Source organism: Streptomyces mauvecolor (genome assembly GCF_039532965.1).
GTDB classification, from domain to species: domain Bacteria; phylum Actinomycetota; class Actinomycetes; order Streptomycetales; family Streptomycetaceae; genus Streptomyces; species Streptomyces violascens.
The window spans coordinates 123,544-143,345 of sequence record NZ_BAAASQ010000025.1; the positions used below are offsets into that span (position 1 = coordinate 123,544).

Here is a 19,802-nt window from a genome sequence, read left to right on the forward strand (position 1 = left end):
GCCGCGGCGGCGGCGGGCGTCCGGAACCTCGGCGGACCGGTGTCAGCGCCGCTCGGCGCTGTACGGAACCGGCTTGCTGACACCGGTGGGGACCGGCGTGCGCGGTGCGCTCTGCGGCGTCGCGCGCTCGGCGGACGGCGCGGGGCGGGACTGCGGTGCCAGGGCTCTGGCGGGGGCCGGCGCGAGGGCCAGCGAGACGCTGCTCTGCCCGGTCTGCGGCGACACCCAGCCGGACACGCTCCCGGCGTAGGCCTGGCCGAACGCCGAACTGCCGCTGCCCAGAACCTGGTTGGTGCCGTTGAGCATCGTCGCGGTGACGGCCACGCCCGCCGGGGCCTGCACGGTCACGCTGTCGCCGATCCGGTAGCCGGTGACCTGACCGGCCTTCACGGCGGTGTTCCAGGCGCCCCGGTTGCGCAGCTCGGCGCCGATGTCCTTCATCCGCAGGTTCACCAGCGGGGCACTGGCCGCGTACAGCGTCTTGTACTGGTCGAGCACCCCGTCGAGGACGGGATAGCCGATGCGGTCCTCGGCGAGGTTGGACTGGTGGATGAAGTGCGGCCGCGGGTCGTTGCCGAGGACGTGGCCGAGCGCGACCTGGGTTTCCAGGGGAACGATGTGGCCCGTGTACCCGGTGGTCGTGCTGAGCGGCGCGGGAAGGCAGGTGGTGTTGGGCAGGTCGTCGCAGAGGCCGCTGCCGCCCTGGGCGCGGCTGGTGTAGATCCAGTTGTACTCGTCGACCTGCTCGGAGACATGGCCCGCGTTGTAGAAGATGTTGATCGGGTAGCGGGCGACGGTGAGCGCGGAGCCCACCTGGCGCTGCTCGGGGTCGCGCGACATGTCGGCGCCGAGCCAGTCGATCTTGTTGGCGGCGAGCGCGGGAGCCAGGTACGGGTTGTCCTGCGGCTGCTGCGGCAGGAGCTTCATCCCGGAGTGCTCCCCGGTGATCAACTCATCGGATTCGACGGGCAGTCCGAAGCCCTGCGCCCACTGCTGGTTGTCGGATATCTCCTTGGATATCTCGGTCTGGCTCACATACTTCGTCGAGCCGTCCGGGTTGGTCGCGCACTTCCACGGGACGACCGACACGTTCTGCTCGCAGCCGAGGAAGGCGTGGTCGTAGGTGTGGTTGATCCAGCGGAAGTCGCCCTTGTTCAGGGCCAGCTGGTCGGCGAGCTCGTCGGCCCCGTCGTGGTTCTCGCGGTACTCGACGCTGCCGCCGCCGTTGTAGGCGAGGTCGAGCGTGAAGCCCCGGGACTTCTCCCAGGCGACCGCGTTCTTCACATCGTCCGGGGTCATCCGGATCGAGTCCTCGACGCCCTGCCCGGGCGGGCAGTCGACGTCGCCCGGCGTGCAGTTGAGGTTGGGGTCCCAGCGGTCGTCACCGGCGAACACGTCGTCCACGTGGACCGCGAAGTAGTTCCGCGAGGCGCCGAGCCGCACGTTCTGCGTCATCCAGTCGACGATGCCCCGGGAGAGCAGCTTGAACTGCTCCTGGTACTGGTTGTACGCGAAGGTGACGACCAGCTCCCGTCGCCCGTCGTGGCGGTACTCGCCGACGAGGGTGCCGTTGCCCGCCTTGCCGGGGATCGGAGCCTCGACGTAGCTCGTGAAGTCCGCGCCCGCGGCCGGCTGTGCGAGGAAGGCGTAACTCTCGCTCACCGAGGGGGAGTTGTCCTCGAAGGGCACGCTCCCGTTGAGGTAGCCGAACGGGCCGGTGCTGCGGCCGGCCGCCGTCACCTGGGCCTTGAAGCCGTCCGCCGAGCCGCTGTAGCCGCTGGAGGCGGCGGGCTGCAGACCCACCTGCGGACGCGCGTAGGTGTAGGCGTCGACCTGCGGGATCGCATACGACTTCTCGTAGACGGCGAGCGCGGCCATCTCGGCCGAGCCGGTCGGGAAGGGGTTGTCGTTGGGCAGCACCACGGCCTGGTACTTGGCCCGGGGTGTGCCGTTCACGGTGTCGGCGAGGAACGCCGCGTCGATCACGGGGCGGCCGGACTGCTCCAGGTCGACCACGGTGTACGGAGTGCCCTCGCCGTCCAGTTCCGCGGTGATGGCCTCGGTGGCGGGGCCGCCGTCCGAGACGACGAGGACCTTCAGGTCGATGCGCGGCGCGGGCGTCGCCGAGTACGCCGGCGCCGCCGGTAAGCCCGTGGCGAGCAGCACTCCGCCGACGGCCAGGCCGGTGAGGTGTCTGCTGCGGTGTGTGTTCCGCTTCACGCGGTGAAGTCCCCTCCCCTGGAGGTCCGTTCGGCTCCCCTGCCTGCGCGGACCCCTTGCACGACGGAACGGGCACGCCCTGATGCGAAGGGCCCGCCGTTCCGCTCTGACGCGTCACATAGTGCGGCCCTTCGAGGAGTTTTCGAGTGGCTACTGTGAAACATGACGAAAAACCGTGGCCGCTGTGGTGGGGCGCAGACCGGTGCACAGAAAAATGTGCGGGTTTCAGGACGGTCTCGGCGTGGTGTGCCGGGGCGGGAAAATCGGAGCGGCCCGGCGGAGTAACCGCTTTCGGGGCGGGGGGCGCACGACGGCGCGAACCGCCAATGGTCCAGACAACACGGCTTTCCGGGACGTATCCGGTTTTCGGCCACGCGAGCGAAACATTCACTCGAATGCGGGCCGTGGATGTTTGATTCCGGACACACGAAACCGGCCGACCCGGGGGGAGGGGCCGACCGGCATCCGTGGGCCGCGGACAGGCGCGGCCGAGGGTTGGTCAGTGAGCGCCGGACGGGGCGGGGGTGGCGCAGTTGACCCGCATGGTCGGGGAGTTGAAGACGCCGTCCTTGTGGCTCTGGCTGTCGTTGTACTCGTAGTAGACGTACGAGTAGAACGCGATGTTGCCGTTGCAGCCGGAGTTCGCTGCCACCTGCACCGGAATGGTGACCGTGCGGCTGGTGCCCGGCGCGACCGGGACGGAGTAGTTCACGCCGATCGAGGTGGTGCCGGTCCCGGTGCAGGTCACGCCCTCACCGGTACACGAGGCGAGCGAGTACTTGAGGTCCGGGCGCTGGGTGGTCGCCCAGGTCGGCTGGACCGACTGGTAGACGAACCACACATCGGTGGTCTGGTTGTTCGTGAAGGTCATCTTCAGATTGACCGTGCCGCCGGGGGTGGCCGCCGTCTGGTCGGCGCTGAAGCTGACATCGGCGGTGTCGGCGCTCGCGGACTGGCTCATGCCGAAGAGGGCGAGGGAGGAGGCAAGGACCGTGGCGAGGCCGAAACGCCTCAGGTGTGTGATTCGCATGAGGACGGAGAGTAGGAGGAAGCACACGGAACGTCCGCTGGATCACCACATTGTGGAGCACTTCCTGGCTCGAACCCTGTGGGTGTGAACTGGCCGTGCATTGGCGCCGGTCGGCATCTTGACCGCACCTCATGTACAGCGTGCGGAGGTGCGACCGGTGGGCCCGCACAGGTGGCTGACCGGTAACCGACGCTCCCCGCCGTGCCCAGCAATGGCGCATTCCGCCCCGGACAACGCCGCGGCCCCCTCCCGTGGGCGGGGAGGGGGCCGTGATGAGAGGGAGAACCGGGGCTACTTCTGCTGCGCCGCCTCGACCGACTTGCGGACCTCGTCCATGTCCAGGCCGCGCGCCTGGCCGATGACATCCTCCAGGGCCGCCTCGGGAAGGGCGCCGGGCTGCGCGAAGACCGCCACGTTGTCGCGGACGATCATCAGCGTCGGGATCGACCGGATGTCGAAGGCCTGCGCCAGCTCCTGCTGGGCCTCCGTGTCCACCTTTGCGAAGACCAGGTCGTCGTGGCGCTCGGACGCGGCCTCGTACACCGGGGCGAACTGACGGCACGGGCCGCACCAGGAGGCCCAGAAGTCGATCAGCACGAATCCGTTCTCGGACACGACCGAGTCGAAGTTCTCTTTGGTCAGCTCGACAGTCGCCATCATTCACACCTCTTCCCGGCCCCGGGGGTGGGACCGCCTCGCACAACCGCGTGCGCCGCCGCGGTATTCCGTCCTTGGCGTGTGCCCCTGTGGCCACGGAGTACACCGCCCACCAGACTGTGCCTATGACGGAAGCCGAGGAATACGACGTGGTGGTGCTGGGCGCGGGACCGGTCGGCGAGAACGTCGCCGACCGGGTGCGGGCGGCCGGTCTGAGCTGCGCGGTGGTGGAGAGCGAGCTGGTCGGCGGCGAGTGCTCGTACTGGGCCTGCATGCCCAGCAAGGCGCTGCTCCGCCCGGTCGTCGCCCGCGCGGAGGCACGCAGGGTGCCGGGACTGCGCCAGTCCGTGCAGGGCCCGCTGGACGCCCGGGCGGTCCTGGACCACCGCGACGCGTACACCTCCCACTGGAAGGACGACGGCCAGGTCGCCTGGCTCGACGGCATCGGCGCCCACCTCTACCGCGGCCACGGCCGCCTGTACGGCACCCGCAAGGTCAGCGTCACCAGCCCCGAGGGCGAGCACCACGTCCTGACCGCCCGGCACGCCGTCGCCGTGTGCACCGGCAGCCGGGCCCAGCTCCCGGACCTCGCGGGCCTGGCCGACGTGAACCCCTGGACCAGCCGCGAGGCCACCAGTGCCCAGGAGGTGCCGGGCCGGCTCGTGGTGGTCGGTGGGGGAGTGGTGGCCGCCGAGATGGCGACCGCCTGGCAGGCGCTCGGCGCCCAGGTCACCGTGCTGGTGCGGGGCGAGGGCCTGCTGCCGAGGATGGAGCCCTTCGCCGGTGAGCTGGTCGCCGACGCGCTGCGCGAGGCGGGCGCCGAGCTGCGCACCCACACCTCGGTCACGGACGTCGTACGCAATGTGGCGACCGGCGCGGTGACCGTGTCGGTGCGCGGCCCCGAGGGCGACGAACGCCTGGAGGCCGACGAGATCCTCTTCGCCACCGGCCGCGCGCCCCGCACCGACGACATCGGCCTGGAGACCATCGGCCTCGACCCCGGCTCCTGGCTGCCCGTCGACGACTCCTGCCGCGTCGAGGGCAGCGACTGGCTGTACGGGGTCGGCGACGTGAACCACCGTGCGCTCCTCACCCACCAGGGCAAGTACCAGGCCAGGATCGCCGGGGCGGCCATCGCGGCCCGCGCCGCAGGCACCCCGGTCCTGGAGAGCGACCGCTGGGGCGCCCACAACGCGACCGCCGACCACACGGCCGTCCCCCAGGTCGTCTTCACCGACCCCGAAGCCGCCTCGGCCGGGCTCACCCTGGCCGAGGCGGAGGCCGCGGGACGCCGGGTGCGCTCGGTCGACTACGACATGAGCGGTGTCGCGGGCGCCGGCCTCTACGGCGACGGCTACACGGGCAGGGCCCGCATGATCGTCGACGAGGACCGGGGCGTCCTGCTCGGCGTCACCTTCGTCGGCCCCGGTGTCGGCGAGCTGATCCACTCGGCGACCGTCGCCATCGCGGGCGAGGTCCCCGTGGAGCGGCTGTGGCACGCGGTCCCGTCGTACCCGACGATCAGCGAGGTGTGGCTGCGCCTCCTGGAGACGTACCGGGGATGAAGCGCGGCTCAGGCCGCGAACGCGTCGACGCCGGTGAGCTCGGCCGACAGCGCCCACAGCCGGGCGGCCTGCTCGCGGTCGGTCGCGTGCGGGCTCACCCCGCTGGTGAGCGCGTCGCGGTCGAGCTCGCCGTCGGCGGCGCCGACCGCGCCCGCCGCCGCGGGTTCCGCGATGTCGCAGTCCTCGCAGTAGACGCCGCCCAGACCCGCGAGCTGCGGGGAGGTCGCCGCCCACACCTGGGTGGCGGCGCCCTGCTCCGGCGTCTTGAAGTCGAACGACCAGTTGCCCTGCGCGTCGACCCAGCCCGCCGCGATGCGCTCCTCGGGCGAGACATGGCGCACCAGCGGGGTGTGGATCTCGCCGGGATGCAAGGAGAACGCCCGTACGCCCGCGCCCCGGCCCAGCGCGTCGAGGTGCACGGCCAGCAGCACATTGCCGGTCTTCGCCTGCCCGTACGCCTGCCACTTGTCGTAGCCGAGCGCGAAGTGCGGGTCCTCCCAGCGGATGGCAGAGAGCTGGTGACCCCGCGACGAGACCGCCACGACCCGGGCGCCGCCGCCCGCCGTGAGCGCCGGCCACACCCGGTTGACCAGCGCGTAGTGCCCGAGGTGGTTGGTCGCGAACTGGGCCTCCCAGTCCGGTCCGACCCGGGTCTCCGGACAGGCCATGACCCCGGCGCTGTTGATCAGGACGTCGATGGAGCGGCCGGAGGCCAGGAACCGGTCGGCGAAGGCGCGCACGCTGTCGAGGTCGGCGAGGTCCAGCGTGTCGACCTCGACGCCGGGAATCCCGGCCACGGCCGCCTCGGCGACGTCGAGCCGGCGGGAGGGGACCACGACGCGGGCCCCCGCCCCGGCGAGTGCGCGGGTCGTCTCCAGGCCGATCCCCGAGTAGCCGCCCGTGACGACCGCGAGCTTCCCGGTGAGATCGGTCCCGGCCAGTACGTCCGCGGTGGTGCTCCGGGCGCCGAAACCTGATCCGATCTTGTGCTGAGGGGTGTGCTGTTCAGAGTTCGTCATGGTGACGAACCTAGGAGTTGAAGTGCGCTCTCAGTCAACTCGCCTCCCCTGTCGGTCGGTTGGTCTCAGCGGCCCTCCAAGTCGCTCTCCGGTTCCGGTGTCTCCTCGGGCTCGGGCTTGCCGGCTCGCGCATCGGGGTCGGCCGCGACGGGCTGCCACACGCGCGGCCAACGGCGCTGGACGAGAGCGGCGATCAGGCCCGCGACGATGCCGGTGATCATGGGTTCGCCGTGCCCGTCGCCGAGCAGCAGCAGGACCGCGCCGTCGACGACGATCGCGGCGGCCAGCAGGTAGTGGCGCCTGCCGGGGCGGATGAGCAGAGCGAGCCCGGCGATGCTGGTGGCGAGCCGGAAGGTGAGCCCCGAGTTGCCGCCGCCGGGAGGCCCGTGGACCAGGAACGTGTCGACGCTGAAGACGAGCATGAGCGCGGGGACGAACGCGAGCAGCAAGCGGGTGCCCCAGACGCGCTCGGCGGCGAAGCCGATGAGGGCCAGGACGAAGAGGTTGAACGCGGTTCCGCCTACCCCGCCGTCCTGCACCATGAACGAGGTGTAGACCCGCCACCACTGGCCGTGTTCGATGATCAAGCCGGAGTCGCGGTGCAGGGTGTCGTAGATCTGGGGGAACGCGAACTGGAGCAGGGAGGGGATCGCCACGAGCAGCCAGAGCCCGATCGCCACCTTCGGCGGCTTGCGCAGGCTGAACGTCCGCTGCGGCAGCCCGTCCATGACCTTCATGACCAGAACGATCATTAAGACGTACAGAGCAGGCGAAAGAAAATGGTCGGTCATGACCCTTATCTACCCCGTGTCCCCCCTGTCCTGCCGACACCACGCGGTATCGGCCACGCCTCCCCTACGCCTCGGACACCATCTGCGGTGCGGGACACCCGCCCTCAACAGGTCGGCGGGGCCCGCGAATTCGGCCTGAACCCGCCGCGAGGACGAGCGTGACGGTGATCGACGCGACGGCCATCACCGCCATGGCGGTCCCGGGCGATGTGCGCTGGGCGACCGTGCCCGCGAGGGCCGCGCCGATGCCCTGGAAGGTGAGCATGCCGCAGGAGTGCAGCCCGAGGGCCTGGCCCGTCATGCCCTCCGGGACCAGTGCCACGAGCCGCTCCTGCTGGAGCAGGCTCGCCGCGTATCCGACGGAGGAGAGCGTCACGGCCGCGACGACGAGCGGCAGGGGAGGGTGCGGGGCGAGTGCCAGGTAGGGAACGGCGAGCAGCAGCAGAAGCGGCATGGGCAATCGACGCCGCCAACTCGCCTTCAGGAAGCGGCCGGTGACGGTGTCTCCGGCCAGCATGCCGACGGCCGCCGAGGCGAAGAGCAGGCCCGCGTGATCGGGTGCGTACGGCACGAACAGGGACTCGCAGCCGACGATCAGACCGTTCGGCACCCACAGGCCGACATAGAGGCGGCGCCGCGAACTCGACGACCACAGCAGGGAGTTGACTCTCCAGGTCTCGGCGATCGACGGGCGCCCCGAGACCCGCGGCGGGCGGCGGGCGAGCCGCAGGCGGGCCACGGCCGCGGCGCTCGCGTACAGGATCGCGCCCGCGAGCAGGGTGCCGCGCGGGGAGAGCGCGGTCACCAGGACGCCGCCGACGGCGAACCCGCAGATCTGCATGGCGCCGGTGCTCATGTTGAGCACCGAGCGGCCGAGGAGATAGCGCTCCCTCGGCAGGATCTCGTCGAGCAGCCCGTAACGCACCCCGCCGCCGACCGAGGCGACCAGGCCCTGGCAGAGCAGGACCGCGAAGACGGCACCGATGGGCAGGCCCGGGACGGCGAGCAGGGTGGTGCCGGCGGCGAAGGCCAGCGCGATCGCCGTCGTCGCGGCACGCGGCGGCAGCCGGTCGGCCGCCGACATCAGCAGGCTCGCGCCGATCACCTGGGTGAACGAGGCGCCGAACATGCTGAGCGCGGAGAGCAGCGGCGAGGCGGTCGCCGCGTAGACGAGGGTGGCGAGCGCCAGCCCGCTCACCGTCGACGCGGCGACCTGGACGGAGGAGACGAGGAAGAAGGGAGTGAACTCCGGCGTGCGCAGGAGTTCCCGATAGGAAGGCATGACGGGGAGTCTTGGGGGCCGCGCGGCGAGGGCGTTACTGTTTCGCGGGGAGGCGAAACCATGGGGTGGTGGCAGGTCGGCGCGGACACGCTCGCGGGCAGCCGGTTCGTGGTCTCGCCCCTTGCCGAGACCACCGCGACGCTCTTCGCGCTGCTCGCCCCGACCGCCCACCATCCGGGCGAGCGGGCCTGGCTCGATGCCCAACTGCCTGTCTTCCGTGCTCGGTTGGCTGCCGATCCGGTGACCGCACAGCTCGTGCGCGCCGTGCGCAGCGCCCGCTGGACCGCGGACTACCTCGTGCCCACGCCGACCGGCGACGGCGAGCGGTCCTTCGAGGAGGAACTGGCGGAGATCCGTGCCACTCCCGCGCAAACCGTGCACGCCGACCTGGCCGAAACGATCGGCGGCCCGCTCCCTGCCGTGCTGCGCCGCGCCGATCTGGCGGACCGCACGGCGGACCTCCTCGACTGGCTGTGGACGCGGATCGTGCTCCCGGACTGGCCGCGCCGCCGCCGCGTCATGGAAGCCGACATCATCGCGCGCACCGGGCAGTTGAGCCGGGGCGGCTGGGCCGCGGTGCTCGACGACATGCGGCCCGGGATGCGCTGGCTCGGCGGGAGCCGGCTCCAGATCAATGTGCACGACCGTCCGCCCCAGGACATCTCGGCGGCCCAGCTCCTGTTCCTGCCGGTCACCCCGCGCCCGTGCTGGGTCACCTGGGACGACCGGGGGCACTACGCCGTCGTGTACTCGTGCACGGGCGCGCTCGCCGAATCGGGCCGGGCGGCGGCGCCCCGGGCCCTGGGTGCGCTGCTCGGACCGGCCCGCGCGGGGGTGCTCGTGCTGCTCGACACCCCGAAGAGCACGAGCCACCTGGTGGCGCTGACGGGCCAGGGCCTCGGCTCGGTGGGCCGCCACCTCAAGATCCTGCTCGATGCGGGCCTGGTGGGGCGGCGCCGCACGGGCCGGTCGGTGCTCTACTACCGGACCCCGGCCGGGGACGTCCTGGTCGCGGCGCCGGGGGGCGGGGGATGAGGCCTCGCCTGCCGTGAGTAATACTCTCCCTATGAACGCACGTGTTACGGATGGGGACCGCGGGGTGAGCGTCCGGCGGGCGACCGCGCGCGACGCCAAGCGGCTGACCCACCTGGTGCGTACCTCCAGCGCCTACGAGGGCCCGTATGCGCCGATGATCGCCGGGTACCGGGTGGGACAGGACTACATCGAGACCCACGAGGTGTACGTCGCCGTCGGCCGGGACGGCCGGGTGCTCGGCTTCTACGCGCTGATCCTGAACCCGCCCGAACTGGACCTGATGTTCGTCGCGGACAGCGCCCAGGGCCTCGGCGTCGGCCGCCTCCTCATGGCCCACATGAAGCACGAGGCGCGCGCGGCCGGGCTCGGCAGCGTGCGGATCGTCTCGCATCCGCCCGCCGAGGGGTTCTACCTCAGTGTGGGAGCGAGGCGGACCGGCACCGTGGCGGCCCGTCCGCCCGCCGTGATGTGGGACCGCCCGGAGCTCGAACTCACCACGGGCTAAAGGAAGTTGTCGGCCGCGTCGCGCACGAGGCCGACGGCGCGTCTCCGGCTGCGCTGTCCGGCGACCGGCCTCCGTCCGCACCGGATGAAACGCCATCACCTCACTCGGCGTAGTGCGAGTCGACGGTGGCCGGAGGGTAATCCGGTCGCCTGACACCGGTCGATATGTCGGAAAAGCAGGCTTAAGTTGTGATTCGGCATGGCAGACCGCTCACGGCTGCCGCCCGTGGAGGGGCGATACCTCCGCGCGATGGGGCCGCGAGGCCCCGAGCAGGCCGAGATGAGGGCGACATGGCGCACAGCGCGGGACGGCCGAACGACGGCGGTGTTCAGGGTGAGGGGAACGGACCGGACGCGGCGGCTCCCCCCGGCGCGGCATCGGCCGGCCGACGGCGCCAGGGTTCACGGAGGCCGCATCAGCCCAAACGGCGCAGGCTCGCCACCCGCGGGGCACTCGCGGCCGGCCTGCTGTGCGTCGGCGCCGTCGGCTACTCGGTGGGGGAGGCGCTGACCTACCCCGGTGACGACAGTACGGAGGCCCGCCTGGCCGGCTGGGCCCGCGAGCACAAACTGGGCGCGGTCGTCGACAAGCTGGAGAACCTGCAGTACGAACTCGACCCGCCCCATGTCGGCGGCTCCCTGCCGAGCGAGGCGCTGGCCCGCATGAAGGCGACGGCGCCCGCCATGCCGGTCCGGCACCACGAAGTGCCGCTGCGTGCCTCGATGCCGTCGCGGGTCACCCCGGCGCTGCCGGGCGAGGGCGTGTGGCGGGTGCTGAGCACCGCGCACGGCGAACCCGTGGTGCAGGGCACCTACGTGCGGCCCGACAGCGACCACACCTCCTACCAGGCGGCCATCGCCTGGATCAGCGGCAAGAAGGCACGCTTCGAACTGCACCCCGGGGTGCGCGAGCCCGGCGGCAGCTTCTCCGTGCCGCCCAACGTCCCCAAGGGGAAGCGCACCGGTCTCCTCGCCACCTGGAACGGCGGCTTCAAGGTCACCGACGGCGGCTCGCGCGGCGGCTTCTACCTCGACGGCGAGACGGCGGGCGAGCTGCGGGACGGCGCGGCGGCGGAGGTCTTCTACAAGGACGGTTCGATCGGGATCGGCAAGTGGGGCCGCGACATGCGGATGACGCGCGACGTGGTCGGCGTGCGCCAGTGTCTGGAGCTCATGGTGGACAACGGAAGGGTCGTGCCGGACATCGACGTCGACTCCAAGTGGGGCGCCACCGACCAGAGCCGGATGTTCGTGCCGCGCTCCGGGGTCGGGGTGACCGCGCAGGGCGACGTCATCATGGTCGTCGGCCAGGCCCTCACCGCCCGGACGCTCGCCGAACTCATGCAGCAGGCGGGCGCGGTGCGCGCGATGCCGCTCGACATGAACCGCGCCTGGCCCTCCTTCATGAGCTACGACCCCACGAGTGACCCGGCCAACCCGAAGCCCACCAACATCCTCGACTTCGAGAACCCGCCGGAGCGCTACTACAACCAGGCGACCAGGGACTTCGTCGCCGTCTACGCGAAGTGACGAGCCGCTATTTGCGCAGATGTGCAAATAGGCGTACGGTCGTCCGGTAGCCAGGAGGAGCCAGGCAAGGGGGTGAGGACATGGAGCGAAGTCGCAGCAGTGCGGACCGGCATCGGCCGCGCGAACCCCTGTCCCCACACCCCTCCGGCCCGCGGTAGCGCCTTCCTCTGTGCGTCGCGGGGCCGGTGCGTCCGGCCGGAGCCCGGCCGGGTGAGAGGAGCTCCCATGTCCACCCTCACCACCTTCGACTTCGCCCTGCGGCTCGCCGTCGGCGTCGGCTGCGGCGCCCTGATAGGCGTCGAGCGGCAGTGGCGCGCCCGCACCGCGGGGCTGCGCACCAACGCCCTCGTGGCCGCCGGAGCCACCCTGTTCGTCCTCTACAGCGAGGCGGTCGGCGACGAGAGCAGCCCCACCCGGGTCGCCTCCTACGTCGTCTCCGGCATCGGATTCCTCGGCGGCGGCGTCATCCTGCGCGACGGCGCCTCTGTACACGGCCTCAACACCGCCGCCACGCTGTGGTGTTCGGCCGCACTCGGGGTGCTCGCCGCCTCGGGCCGGCTCGACCTCGCGCTGCTCGGCACCGCCGCCGTCCTCGCCGTCCACCTGCTGCTGCGACCGGCCGGGCGGCTGATCGACCGCGCGCCCGCGCCCCGGCACGACCCCGAAACCTCCGAGATCGAGGACGTGCGGGACGAGGTGCGCGCGACGGTTCCGTGCGACCGGCCGGTCGTCGACAGGGCGTCCGTCAGGTTGCCGGCACGCCGACCTGGGACCAGGCCTTGAGCACCGCCTGGATCTCGTCGCCGTCGCCGAACAGGCTGCGCGCGGAGGCGGCGGTCAGCCGCGCGAAGTCGGCGAACTGGGCGTTCGCGTCGAGTTCGCCGCCCGCGAGCGTGGCGTACCAGATCTTCCCCGCCCGCTCCCAGGCATTGCCGCCGAGCGCCGTGGCCAGCAGGTAGAAGGCGTGGTTGGGGATGCCCGAGTTGATGTGCACCCCGCCGTTGTCGCGGCTCGTGCGCACGTAGTCGTCCATGGTGGCCGGCTGCGGGTCCTTGCCGAGCTGCGGGTCGTCGTACGCCGTGCCCGGGGCCTTCATCGAGCGCAGGGCCTCGCCCTGGATGCGGGGGCCGAGCAGTCCGGCGCCGATCAGCCAGTCCGCCCGGTCGGCGCTCTGGCTCAGGGCGTACTGTTTGATGAGCGAGCCGAACACGTCGGAGACGGATTCGTTGAGCGCGCCCGACTGGCCGAAGTAGTCCAGGTTCGCGGTGTACTGCGTGACGCCGTGGGTCAGTTCGTGGCCGATGACGTCGACGGGCAGCGTGAAGTCGAGGAAGAGCTCCCCGTCGCCGTCGCCGAACACCATCTGCTCGCCGTTCCAGAAGGCGTTGTCGTAGTTGTCGCCGTAGTGCACGCTCGCGATCAGCGGCAGCCCGGAGTCGTCGATGGAGTGGCGCCCGTACGCCTTCAGATACAACTCGAACGTGGCACCGAGGCCTGCGTGCGCCCGGTTGACGGTGGCGTCGGCCGAGGGCTGATCGCTCTCGGAACGCACCTTCGTGCCGGGCAGCGCCTCCTGGTGCCCCGCGTCGTAGATGGTGCGCTCGGGCTTGTCGGACGGCGTGCCGGTGGGGGCGGCGGCGCCGCGAACGGTGGTGATCCGGCGCTGGGTACGCAGCTGGGCGTCGTGCTCCAGGGTGCGGCGCGCGGGCTCGTGCACGGTGGGGTCATCGACCTGGGCGAGCCGGTCGAGGATGTGGGGAGGTACGACGTGGCAGATGGCGGGTTTGTTCATGGGCAGCAATGTGGCACGGAGTGATTGAACTGTCACCCGGCGCAGTCGAGTTGGCCGGAATGTGCCGTCCGGCAGGCGCCCCTGGTTTATGGGGTGGGACCGTGTTAAAGGCCTCGCTGGACGCGCACTTCCCGGCGCCCTTCAGCGCGTTGACGCGTTCCGCGCGGCGTTTTTGTGGGTTGCCGCCACATAGGCGACCAGGGCCACGATCGGAACGATGAGGGCCAGAGTCACCGGGCCGGTGCCCCAGCCCAGACCCGCTCGGGTGGTGGGAACACCCATCCAGTCGGCGAAGGACGCGCCGAGGGGCCTGGTCAGGACGTACGCCCACCAGAACGCGGCCACCGCGTTCAGGCCGAGGTAGCGGCCGGACAGCGCGGGCACGGCGATCAGGGCGGTGAAGAGGAATCCCGACGCGAGGTATCCGAGCTTCAGCGTGCCCGCCGTGAGGTCGCCGACCGCGGTGCCCAGGGCGAAGGTGGCGAGCACGGTGGCCCAGTAGAAGAGCTCGCGGCGGCGGGTGCGGATGCTGTGGATGGAGAGCGTCCGCTCGCTGACGAACCAGGCGATCAGAACCGCGGCGAGCGCCAGGGTGAAGGCCACGGCGGACACCGTGTACGGGATGCCGGCCACGACGTGCACGACGTCGGCGGCCATTGTGCCGAACACGCTGACCATGACGATCGCCGACCAGTACGTCCAGGGCCGGTATCGGTCACTCCGGAACTGTGCGACAAGTGCGACCACCAGGCCCGTGAGTCCGAGGGCCCCGGCGGGAATGGGCCCCAGCGTGCGGCCCAGGTAGTCCGAGGCGGTCTCGCCCATGCCGGTGGTCAGCACCTTGACGATCCAGAAGAGGGCCGTGACCGCGGGGACCTTGCTCAAGCCGGAACCGGTCGGGGGTATGGCCCGGTGAGGGCGTTCCTCCGCTACGGGCCTTGTCGTCGCCTCGCTGCTCGGCTGCCCCATGGTCGTCCCTGCCCTCCCGGCGCGGCTCGCGCCCAGCCTCAACCGCACCTGAATTGGGCATGGTTGGGCCAATGAGTCCGACCCGGCGGTGATCGCCGCCAGGTGAATGTCTACGGGACTGTAGACGATCGACCTGTGAGCCTGCGGGGAGGGGTGGTCCACCGCTTGCGGGTGCGTGTAGGGCGGCGCGGACGCGCGGAGTCCGGATCGGTCGGCCACCTGGCCCCTCTCGTGCTTGGGGACCCCTTGACTACACCCATGTAGACGACTCGCAGGATCTTTGATTAAGGTATGCCTTCGCTAACTGAGGCGAGGCACGCCTTTGCAGGGCTGGGGAGAACGGCATGTGGGACGACGCGTTTCCAAGCTTCTTGATCGGTTTGAGGGAGGGGCTTGAGGCAGGGCTGATCGTCTCGATCCTGGTCGCCACGCTCGTGCGCGCCGGGGCCAAGTCCCGCCTGCCGCAGGTGTGGACGGGGGTGCTGGCTGCGGTCGCCCTGGCGATGAGCTTCGGCGCGGTCCTCACGTTCAGCGCCGCCAGCATGTCCGGGACCGCCCAGGAGGCGTTCGGCGGCACGCTCAGCGTGATCGCCGTCGCGTTCGTCACGGCGATGGTGTTCTGGATGCGGCGTTCCGCGCGCAGCCTCTCCGGCGAGATCAAGGAGAAGGTCACCGGGGCGCTCGCCATGGGTGCGGGCATGCTCGTCGTCACCTCGTTCCTCGCGGTGGGCCGCGAGGGCCTGGAGACCGCCCTGTTCCTGTGGACCACGGCCCGCGCGGCCGGCGAGTCCGCGGGGCCGATGATCGGCGCGGGCATTGGCATCTTCATCGCCGCCGGGCTCTGCTGGGGCTTGTACCGCCGGGTCCTGAAGATCAACCTCACCAGGTTCTTCACCGCCACCGGCGCCGTCCTCATCGTCATCGCCGCCGGAGTGCTCGGCTACGGCCTGCGCGACCTCCAGGAAGGCGGGGTGCTGCCCGGCAAGACCGCGTACGCCGTGGACCTGAGCCAGAGCATCGACCCGGGCGCCTGGTACAGCACCCTCGTCCAGGGCGTGTTCAACCTGACGCCGACGATGACGTGGCTCCAGGTCGTCGCCTACGCGGGCTACCTCGGTGTGGTGATGACGCTCTTCGTCCGGGGCGTGCGGACGACCGCGGTGAAGCCCGCCGGGCCCGCGGAGCCTGCCAAGCCCGCGGAGCCGGTCGAGTCCGCTGAACCGGCCGCTGAAGGCGAGCCCGCCGGGCAGCCGGTGAAGCCGGCCGCCGACGGGAAGCCCGCGGAGGAGACGCGGCCCGGGGCCCCCGCGCGGCGCCGCCCCGCCTGGGTCGTCCCGGCTGCTGTCGTCGCCGTCCCCGCCGTCGTCGCGGGTGCGGTCGTGGCCTTCGGCGGGTCCAAGCCCGTCGGCGCGCAGACCGTCGCCGTGTCCGAGAAGGAGTGCGGCAAGGGGTTCACCGCGCCGAAGCCCGGCCGCCAGACCTTCCAGATGCACAACACCGGCGACAAGGCCTCCGAGGTCTACCTCATCGACCCGGCGAGCAACGCGGTGTACGGCGAGATCGAGGGCCTGGCCCCCGGTACCACCCGCGACCTGGTCGCCACCGTCGCGGGCGGCTCCTACGCCTGGCGCTGCGTGCCCACTGGCGGCAAGGCCGTGACCTCCGCGTCCGTACGTGTCAGCGGCGGCGCCGCGGGCAAGGCGGTCGTGCCGGTCTCCGAGGCCGACCTGGCCGCGCCCCTCACCGCGTACAAGCAGTACGTGAACCAGGGCCTGACCACCCTGGCCGCCCAGACGAAGCAGCTCAGTGACGACATAGCGGGCGGCAACCTCGACGCCGCACGCACCGACTGGCTCACCGCGCACCGTACGTACGCCTCGCTCGGCGCCGCCTACGGCACCTTCCAGGACTTCGACAAGAAGATCAACGGGCGCACCGCAGGACTCCCGGACGGCGTGACCGACAAGGACTTCACGGGCTTCCACCGGGTCGAGTACGGCCTGTGGCACGGCCAGTCGGCGAGCGACCTCGCCGCGCCCGCCGCCCGCCTCGCCGAGGATGTGACAGGTCTTCAAAAGGCTTTTCCCACCCAGGACTTCGACCCGGCCGACCTGCCGCTGCGCACCCACGAGATCCTGGAGAACACCCTCCAGTTCGAGCTGACCGGCGACGCCGACCAGGGCAGCGGGACCACGCTCGCCACCGCCGACGCCAACCTCGCCGGAACGCGCGAACTCCTCGGCGTGCTGCGCCCGTTGCTCGCCTCCCGCGACGCACAGCTGCTCCCCAGGGTCGACGCCGACATCGACCGCGTACAGAAACTGCTCGACTCGGCCCACCACGACCCGAGCTGGACGCCCGTCGACAAGCTGGACGCCACCAGCCGCGCCCGGCTGAACGGCGCGACCGGCCAGCTCCTTGAGGACCTGGCCCCGGTGCCGGACCTCCTGGAGATCCGGAAGTCCGCCTGATGCCCGCCGAACGACCTGCCGCACGCCCCGAAGGGAACCCCGACATGCCCGCCGAAACCCCTGCCCCGCAAGGCGGCTGCCCCGCCGGACGGCGCTCGTTCGTCAAGACGGCCCTGGGCGCGGGCGCGGCCGGTGCGGTCCTGGCCGGCGGGGGATTCGCGCTGAGCCAGGCCGGTTCCGGCCAGGCGCACGCGGCCGGCACCGCCGATGCGGGGAAGGTGCCCTTCCACGGCGCCCACCAGGCCGGCATCCTCACCCCGCAGCCCGCGGCCGCCACCTTTGTGTCCCTCGACGTCATCGCGGACAGCCGCAAGGACCTCGCCGACCTGCTGCGCACCATTACCGAGCGGGCCCGCTTCCTGACCACGGGCGGCGCCCCCGCCGACCTCGGCGTCGGCGCCCCGCCGTCCGACAACGGCATCCTCGGCCCGGAGGTCCCCGCCGACGAACTGACCGTCACGGTCGGCGTGGGCGCCTCGCTCTTCGACGACCGGTACGGACTCGCCAAGGCCAAGCCGGTCCGCCTCACGCCCATGCGGACCTTCCCCAACGACAACCTGAAGCCCGCCGAATGCCACGGCGACCTCTCGCTCCAGATCTGCGGCGCCCGCCAGGACGTGGTCCTGCACGCACTGCGCGACATCGCCCGGCACACCCGCGGCGCCATGCAGATCAAGTGGCGCATCGACGGCTTCCAGAACGCGCCGCGCCCCACCGGCGCCCAGCGCAACCTGCTCGGCTTCAAGGACGGCATCGTCAACCCGGACGTGAAGTCCGCGCGCGAGACCGACCGCCTGATCTGGGTCGGCGACACGCTGGGCGAGCCGTCCTGGGCGGTCGGCGGCAGCTACCAGGTCATCCGCGTCATCCGCATGCTCGTCGAGTTCTGGGACCGGGTCTCGCTCACCGAGCAGGAGAAGATGTTCGGCCGCCGCAAGGACACCGGCGCCCCGCTGGACGGAGCGGTCGAGACCGACAGCCCCAACTACGCCAAGGACCCGCAGGGCAACGCGATTCCGATGGACGCGCACATCCGCCTCGCCAACCCCAGGACCCCGCAGACCGACAACACCCGCATCCTGCGCCGGGGTTACAACTACGACCGGGGCATCGACAACGTCGGCAACCTCGACATGGGCCTCGTGTTCTGCAGCTACCAGCAGGACGTCAAGCGGCAGTTCGAGGCGACCCAGGAGCGACTCATCGACGAGCCACTGGTCGACTACATCTCCCCGACCGGCGGCGGCTACTTCTTCGCGCTGCCGGGCGTGAAGGACGCCTCGGACTGGCTGGGCCGGGGGCTGCTCGGGGCCTGAGGCGGCCCTTCCGCCGCAGGCAGCGGTACCCGCGCCGGGCTGACCTGCCGAAACACGAAGAGCTGCGGGCCATCGGCGGGACCTGGCAGGGTTGTGCCCGGATCCTGGGGTTCCGTGCCCCGCGAGGGAATAGGTTGACCGCATGAGCAATCTCGATCGCCAGCCCGCGCTCTCCGTCTGCGGCGGACGTTGTTTGTAGCTCTCGGGTGCCAGTGCTCTGACCAGGTGATATGTGAGGATTGGCCTCCCGGACTGGTATCCGGGAGGCCATTTTCGTGAGCCGGGGGACAAGCGGGGGACGGTAGGGATTGGGGGGTTCTCGGCCCTGGGTGTAGGGCGAGCTGGCCTGCCGATTTGTGGGCGGTTGGAGGGCGGGTGTGACTTCCTGTCGTTTGATCGTCTCGCTTTTGGTGGGTAGTGAGGGCCAATTTGTCCCGCTCAAGAGGGGGCGTCTCTGTCATTGAGATCGACAGAGACGAAAACATGACCACCGCTTCCTGTTCGCGAGCCGGAAGAATCACCGAATCACGGGGGAGCCCGGACTCCCCTGTGGGGTGGACGCCTGCGTGAGTGCCTGAGTCGTGTCGGACGGGTTGTGCGGTTTTTTCGTAGGGCAGAGCCTGGAGGGCCGTTCAGGTCGACGGGGCTCCTTCGATGGTCCTTTGTCACGTTCTTGGGCGAGGAGCGTCATGTGCTGGGCGGCGGTGTCCCAGGTGCATTCGCAGCAGAGGCGGTTGTAGCCGTGGTTGCCAAGCCGAGTGCGAGGAATCCGGATTCCATCCCCCAATCGACACGAGGGCTCTGACCTGCAAGGGTGTGTAATAGCGGCACTGGGCCCAGTCCTTGTAGGTGTTCTGCTATGTCTTCATCGGATTGGTCATGGGTGGCCCGGTTCGGTTACCTGACACTTTTGCAAGGCAGGATGTCGGCGGTTTGAAACCGTCCACGCCCACCGTGCCTGACCAGGTATGAAGCAGTTGAAAGTCCCCTGCTGGCCCGGTCCGGAGGGGACTTTCATGCCGCCGGGGGACGGCGTGAATCTCGGCATTCAGGGGGGCGCTTGCCGGGGACACAACCTCAAGGTGACCGGCATTTCAGGCTCGCCAGGGTCACCAAGCCCTGGGGTAGGGGACGGCGGCGGAGCTGGGCGATTTCCAAAGGTGCTGGTGATCGTCCCCGCGCGTGAAGCGATGAGTACCGCTCAGGGTTCACGGATCGCCAAGAAGGCGATGCCGGTGACCGTCTCTGCGACAGGAATCGAGATCCGGCTATCACTGAGAAGGGTGGTATGTCTGCTAGCGCGGTCGCAGAGTGGAGATGGAAGCGGACAATGGGACGACGCCGACACGACACTCTGGCGGCGTACTCGCTTCCAGCTGAAGTGTCCGAGGAGCAGACATGCGGCGGCAGAAGATCAAGTCAGTCGTTTTCATCGGCGCCGTTGCGGCTCTGGTTGCAGCTGTCGGGCCAGCCGCCGCTAAGGGGCAACTTGGGGGGTCCAATACCGTTGTAGTTGATTGCTCAGGGCACTCTCAGGTCCGGCCCGGCAGCTATTTGATCGCCTGCGGTGACGGCAACAATGGCCTCGTCTCCCTGCGCTGGACACAGTGGGGACCGGCAT

General features: G+C 70.6%; 15 protein-coding genes. 7 read left to right on the top strand and 8 right to left on the bottom strand.

The window, feature by feature from the left end; translation table 11 throughout:
- Positions 1–42: 42 nt before the first annotated feature.
- The 3 genes from ABD346_RS30560 to trxA form a co-directional block, all read right to left on the bottom strand.
- A complete protein-coding gene (locus ABD346_RS30560) occupies positions 43–2,220 on the bottom strand; it encodes a hypothetical protein (protein WP_344379281.1) in 2,178 nt (725 codons plus the stop codon).
- A 499-nt stretch (positions 2,221–2,719) separates the two neighbouring features.
- On the bottom strand, positions 2,720–3,250 hold the full coding sequence (locus tag ABD346_RS30565) for a hypothetical protein (RefSeq protein ID WP_344379282.1): 531 nt from the start codon (positions 3,248–3,250) through the stop codon (positions 2,720–2,722).
- A 291-nt stretch (positions 3,251–3,541) separates the two neighbouring features.
- Complete coding sequence (trxA, locus tag ABD346_RS30570) at positions 3,542–3,907, bottom strand: thioredoxin (protein ID WP_053725340.1); 366 nt, start codon at positions 3,905–3,907, stop codon at positions 3,542–3,544.
- 125 nt (positions 3,908–4,032) lie between these two features.
- On the opposite strand from trxA, the gene ABD346_RS30575 reads away from it, so the two are divergent.
- Complete coding sequence (locus ABD346_RS30575) at positions 4,033–5,472, top strand: dihydrolipoyl dehydrogenase family protein (RefSeq protein WP_344379283.1); 1,440 nt, start codon at positions 4,033–4,035, stop codon at positions 5,470–5,472.
- A gap of 8 nt (positions 5,473–5,480) precedes the next feature.
- Here the strand turns inward: ABD346_RS30575 and ABD346_RS30580 are convergent, their stop codons facing one another.
- The 3 genes from ABD346_RS30580 to ABD346_RS30590 form a co-directional block, all read right to left on the bottom strand.
- On the bottom strand, positions 5,481–6,491 hold the full coding sequence (locus ABD346_RS30580) for an SDR family NAD(P)-dependent oxidoreductase (RefSeq protein ID WP_344379284.1): 1,011 nt from the start codon (positions 6,489–6,491) through the stop codon (positions 5,481–5,483).
- A gap of 65 nt (positions 6,492–6,556) precedes the next feature.
- Positions 6,557–7,228 carry a hypothetical protein gene (locus ABD346_RS30585; protein ID WP_344379285.1) on the bottom strand — a complete coding sequence of 224 codons (672 nt, stop codon included), beginning with the start codon at positions 7,226–7,228 and terminating at the stop codon, positions 6,557–6,559.
- A gap of 118 nt (positions 7,229–7,346) precedes the next feature.
- Complete coding sequence (locus tag ABD346_RS30590) at positions 7,347–8,564, bottom strand: MFS transporter (RefSeq protein WP_344379286.1); 1,218 nt, start codon at positions 8,562–8,564, stop codon at positions 7,347–7,349.
- Positions 8,565–8,624: 60 nt separating this feature from the next.
- Between ABD346_RS30590 and ABD346_RS30595 the strand changes: the two genes are divergently transcribed.
- The 4 genes from ABD346_RS30595 to ABD346_RS30610 all read left to right on the top strand — a co-directional run bounded on the left by ABD346_RS30595 (position 8,625) and on the right by ABD346_RS30610 (position 12,416).
- Positions 8,625–9,599: an ArsR/SmtB family transcription factor gene (locus ABD346_RS30595; RefSeq protein WP_344379287.1), complete on the top strand. Its 975-nt coding sequence runs from the start codon at positions 8,625–8,627 to the stop codon at positions 9,597–9,599.
- A 31-nt stretch (positions 9,600–9,630) separates the two neighbouring features.
- On the top strand, positions 9,631–10,104 hold the full coding sequence (locus tag ABD346_RS30600; RefSeq protein ID WP_344379288.1) for a GNAT family N-acetyltransferase: 474 nt from the start codon (positions 9,631–9,633) through the stop codon (positions 10,102–10,104).
- Positions 10,105–10,394: 290 nt separating this feature from the next.
- On the top strand, positions 10,395–11,633 hold the full coding sequence (locus ABD346_RS30605) for a phosphodiester glycosidase family protein (protein WP_344379289.1): 1,239 nt from the start codon (positions 10,395–10,397) through the stop codon (positions 11,631–11,633).
- Positions 11,634–11,858: 225 nt separating this feature from the next.
- The gene (locus ABD346_RS30610) at positions 11,859–12,416 is read left to right on the top strand and encodes an MgtC/SapB family protein (protein ID WP_381227236.1); all 558 of its coding nucleotides are present in this window, start codon (positions 11,859–11,861) and stop codon (positions 12,414–12,416) included.
- Here ABD346_RS30610 and ABD346_RS30615 read toward each other — a convergent pair.
- Together ABD346_RS30615 and ABD346_RS30620 are read right to left on the bottom strand one after the other, a co-directional pair.
- Complete coding sequence (locus ABD346_RS30615) at positions 12,379–13,425, bottom strand: M4 family metallopeptidase (protein WP_344379290.1); 1,047 nt, start codon at positions 13,423–13,425, stop codon at positions 12,379–12,381. The two genes, ABD346_RS30610 and ABD346_RS30615, sit on opposite strands and share 38 nt — an antisense overlap.
- A gap of 141 nt (positions 13,426–13,566) precedes the next feature.
- Positions 13,567–14,394: a COG4705 family protein gene (locus ABD346_RS30620; protein WP_344379291.1), complete on the bottom strand. Its 828-nt coding sequence runs from the start codon at positions 14,392–14,394 to the stop codon at positions 13,567–13,569.
- Between the two features lie 344 nt (positions 14,395–14,738).
- On the opposite strand from ABD346_RS30620, the gene efeU reads away from it, so the two are divergent.
- A complete protein-coding gene (gene efeU / locus ABD346_RS30625; RefSeq protein WP_344379293.1) occupies positions 14,739–16,865 on the top strand; it encodes an iron uptake transporter permease EfeU in 2,127 nt (708 codons plus the stop codon).
- Between the two features lie 44 nt (positions 16,866–16,909).
- Positions 16,910–18,181, top strand: a complete 1,272-nt coding sequence (gene efeB, locus ABD346_RS30630; protein ID WP_344379295.1) for an iron uptake transporter deferrochelatase/peroxidase subunit — start codon at positions 16,910–16,912, stop codon at positions 18,179–18,181.
- Positions 18,182–19,802: the final 1,621 nt, after the last annotated feature.

Coding starts and splice junctions, on each gene's coding strand:
- ABD346_RS30565 (WP_344379282.1), bottom strand. CDS start 3,250: ATGCGAATCACACACCTGAGGCGTTTCGGCCTCGCCACGGTCCTTGCC.
- trxA (WP_053725340.1), bottom strand. CDS start 3,907: ATGGCGACTGTCGAGCTGACCAAAGAGAACTTCGACTCGGTCGTGTCC.
- ABD346_RS30575 (WP_344379283.1), top strand. CDS start 4,033: ATGACGGAAGCCGAGGAATACGACGTGGTGGTGCTGGGCGCGGGACCG.
- ABD346_RS30580 (WP_344379284.1), bottom strand. CDS start 6,491: ATGACGAACTCTGAACAGCACACCCCTCAGCACAAGATCGGATCAGGT.
- ABD346_RS30585 (WP_344379285.1), bottom strand. CDS start 7,228: ATGAAGGTCATGGACGGGCTGCCGCAGCGGACGTTCAGCCTGCGCAAG.
- ABD346_RS30590 (WP_344379286.1), bottom strand. CDS start 8,564: ATGCCTTCCTATCGGGAACTCCTGCGCACGCCGGAGTTCACTCCCTTC.
- ABD346_RS30595 (WP_344379287.1), top strand. CDS start 8,625: ATGGGGTGGTGGCAGGTCGGCGCGGACACGCTCGCGGGCAGCCGGTTC.
- ABD346_RS30600 (WP_344379288.1), top strand. CDS start 9,631: ATGAACGCACGTGTTACGGATGGGGACCGCGGGGTGAGCGTCCGGCGG.
- ABD346_RS30605 (WP_344379289.1), top strand. CDS start 10,395: ATGGCGCACAGCGCGGGACGGCCGAACGACGGCGGTGTTCAGGGTGAG.
- ABD346_RS30610 (WP_381227236.1), top strand. CDS start 11,859: ATGTCCACCCTCACCACCTTCGACTTCGCCCTGCGGCTCGCCGTCGGC.
- ABD346_RS30615 (WP_344379290.1), bottom strand. CDS start 13,425: ATGAACAAACCCGCCATCTGCCACGTCGTACCTCCCCACATCCTCGAC.
- ABD346_RS30620 (WP_344379291.1), bottom strand. CDS start 14,394: ATGGGGCAGCCGAGCAGCGAGGCGACGACAAGGCCCGTAGCGGAGGAA.
- efeU (WP_344379293.1), top strand. CDS start 14,739: ATGTGGGACGACGCGTTTCCAAGCTTCTTGATCGGTTTGAGGGAGGGG.
- efeB (WP_344379295.1), top strand. CDS start 16,910: ATGCCCGCCGAAACCCCTGCCCCGCAAGGCGGCTGCCCCGCCGGACGG.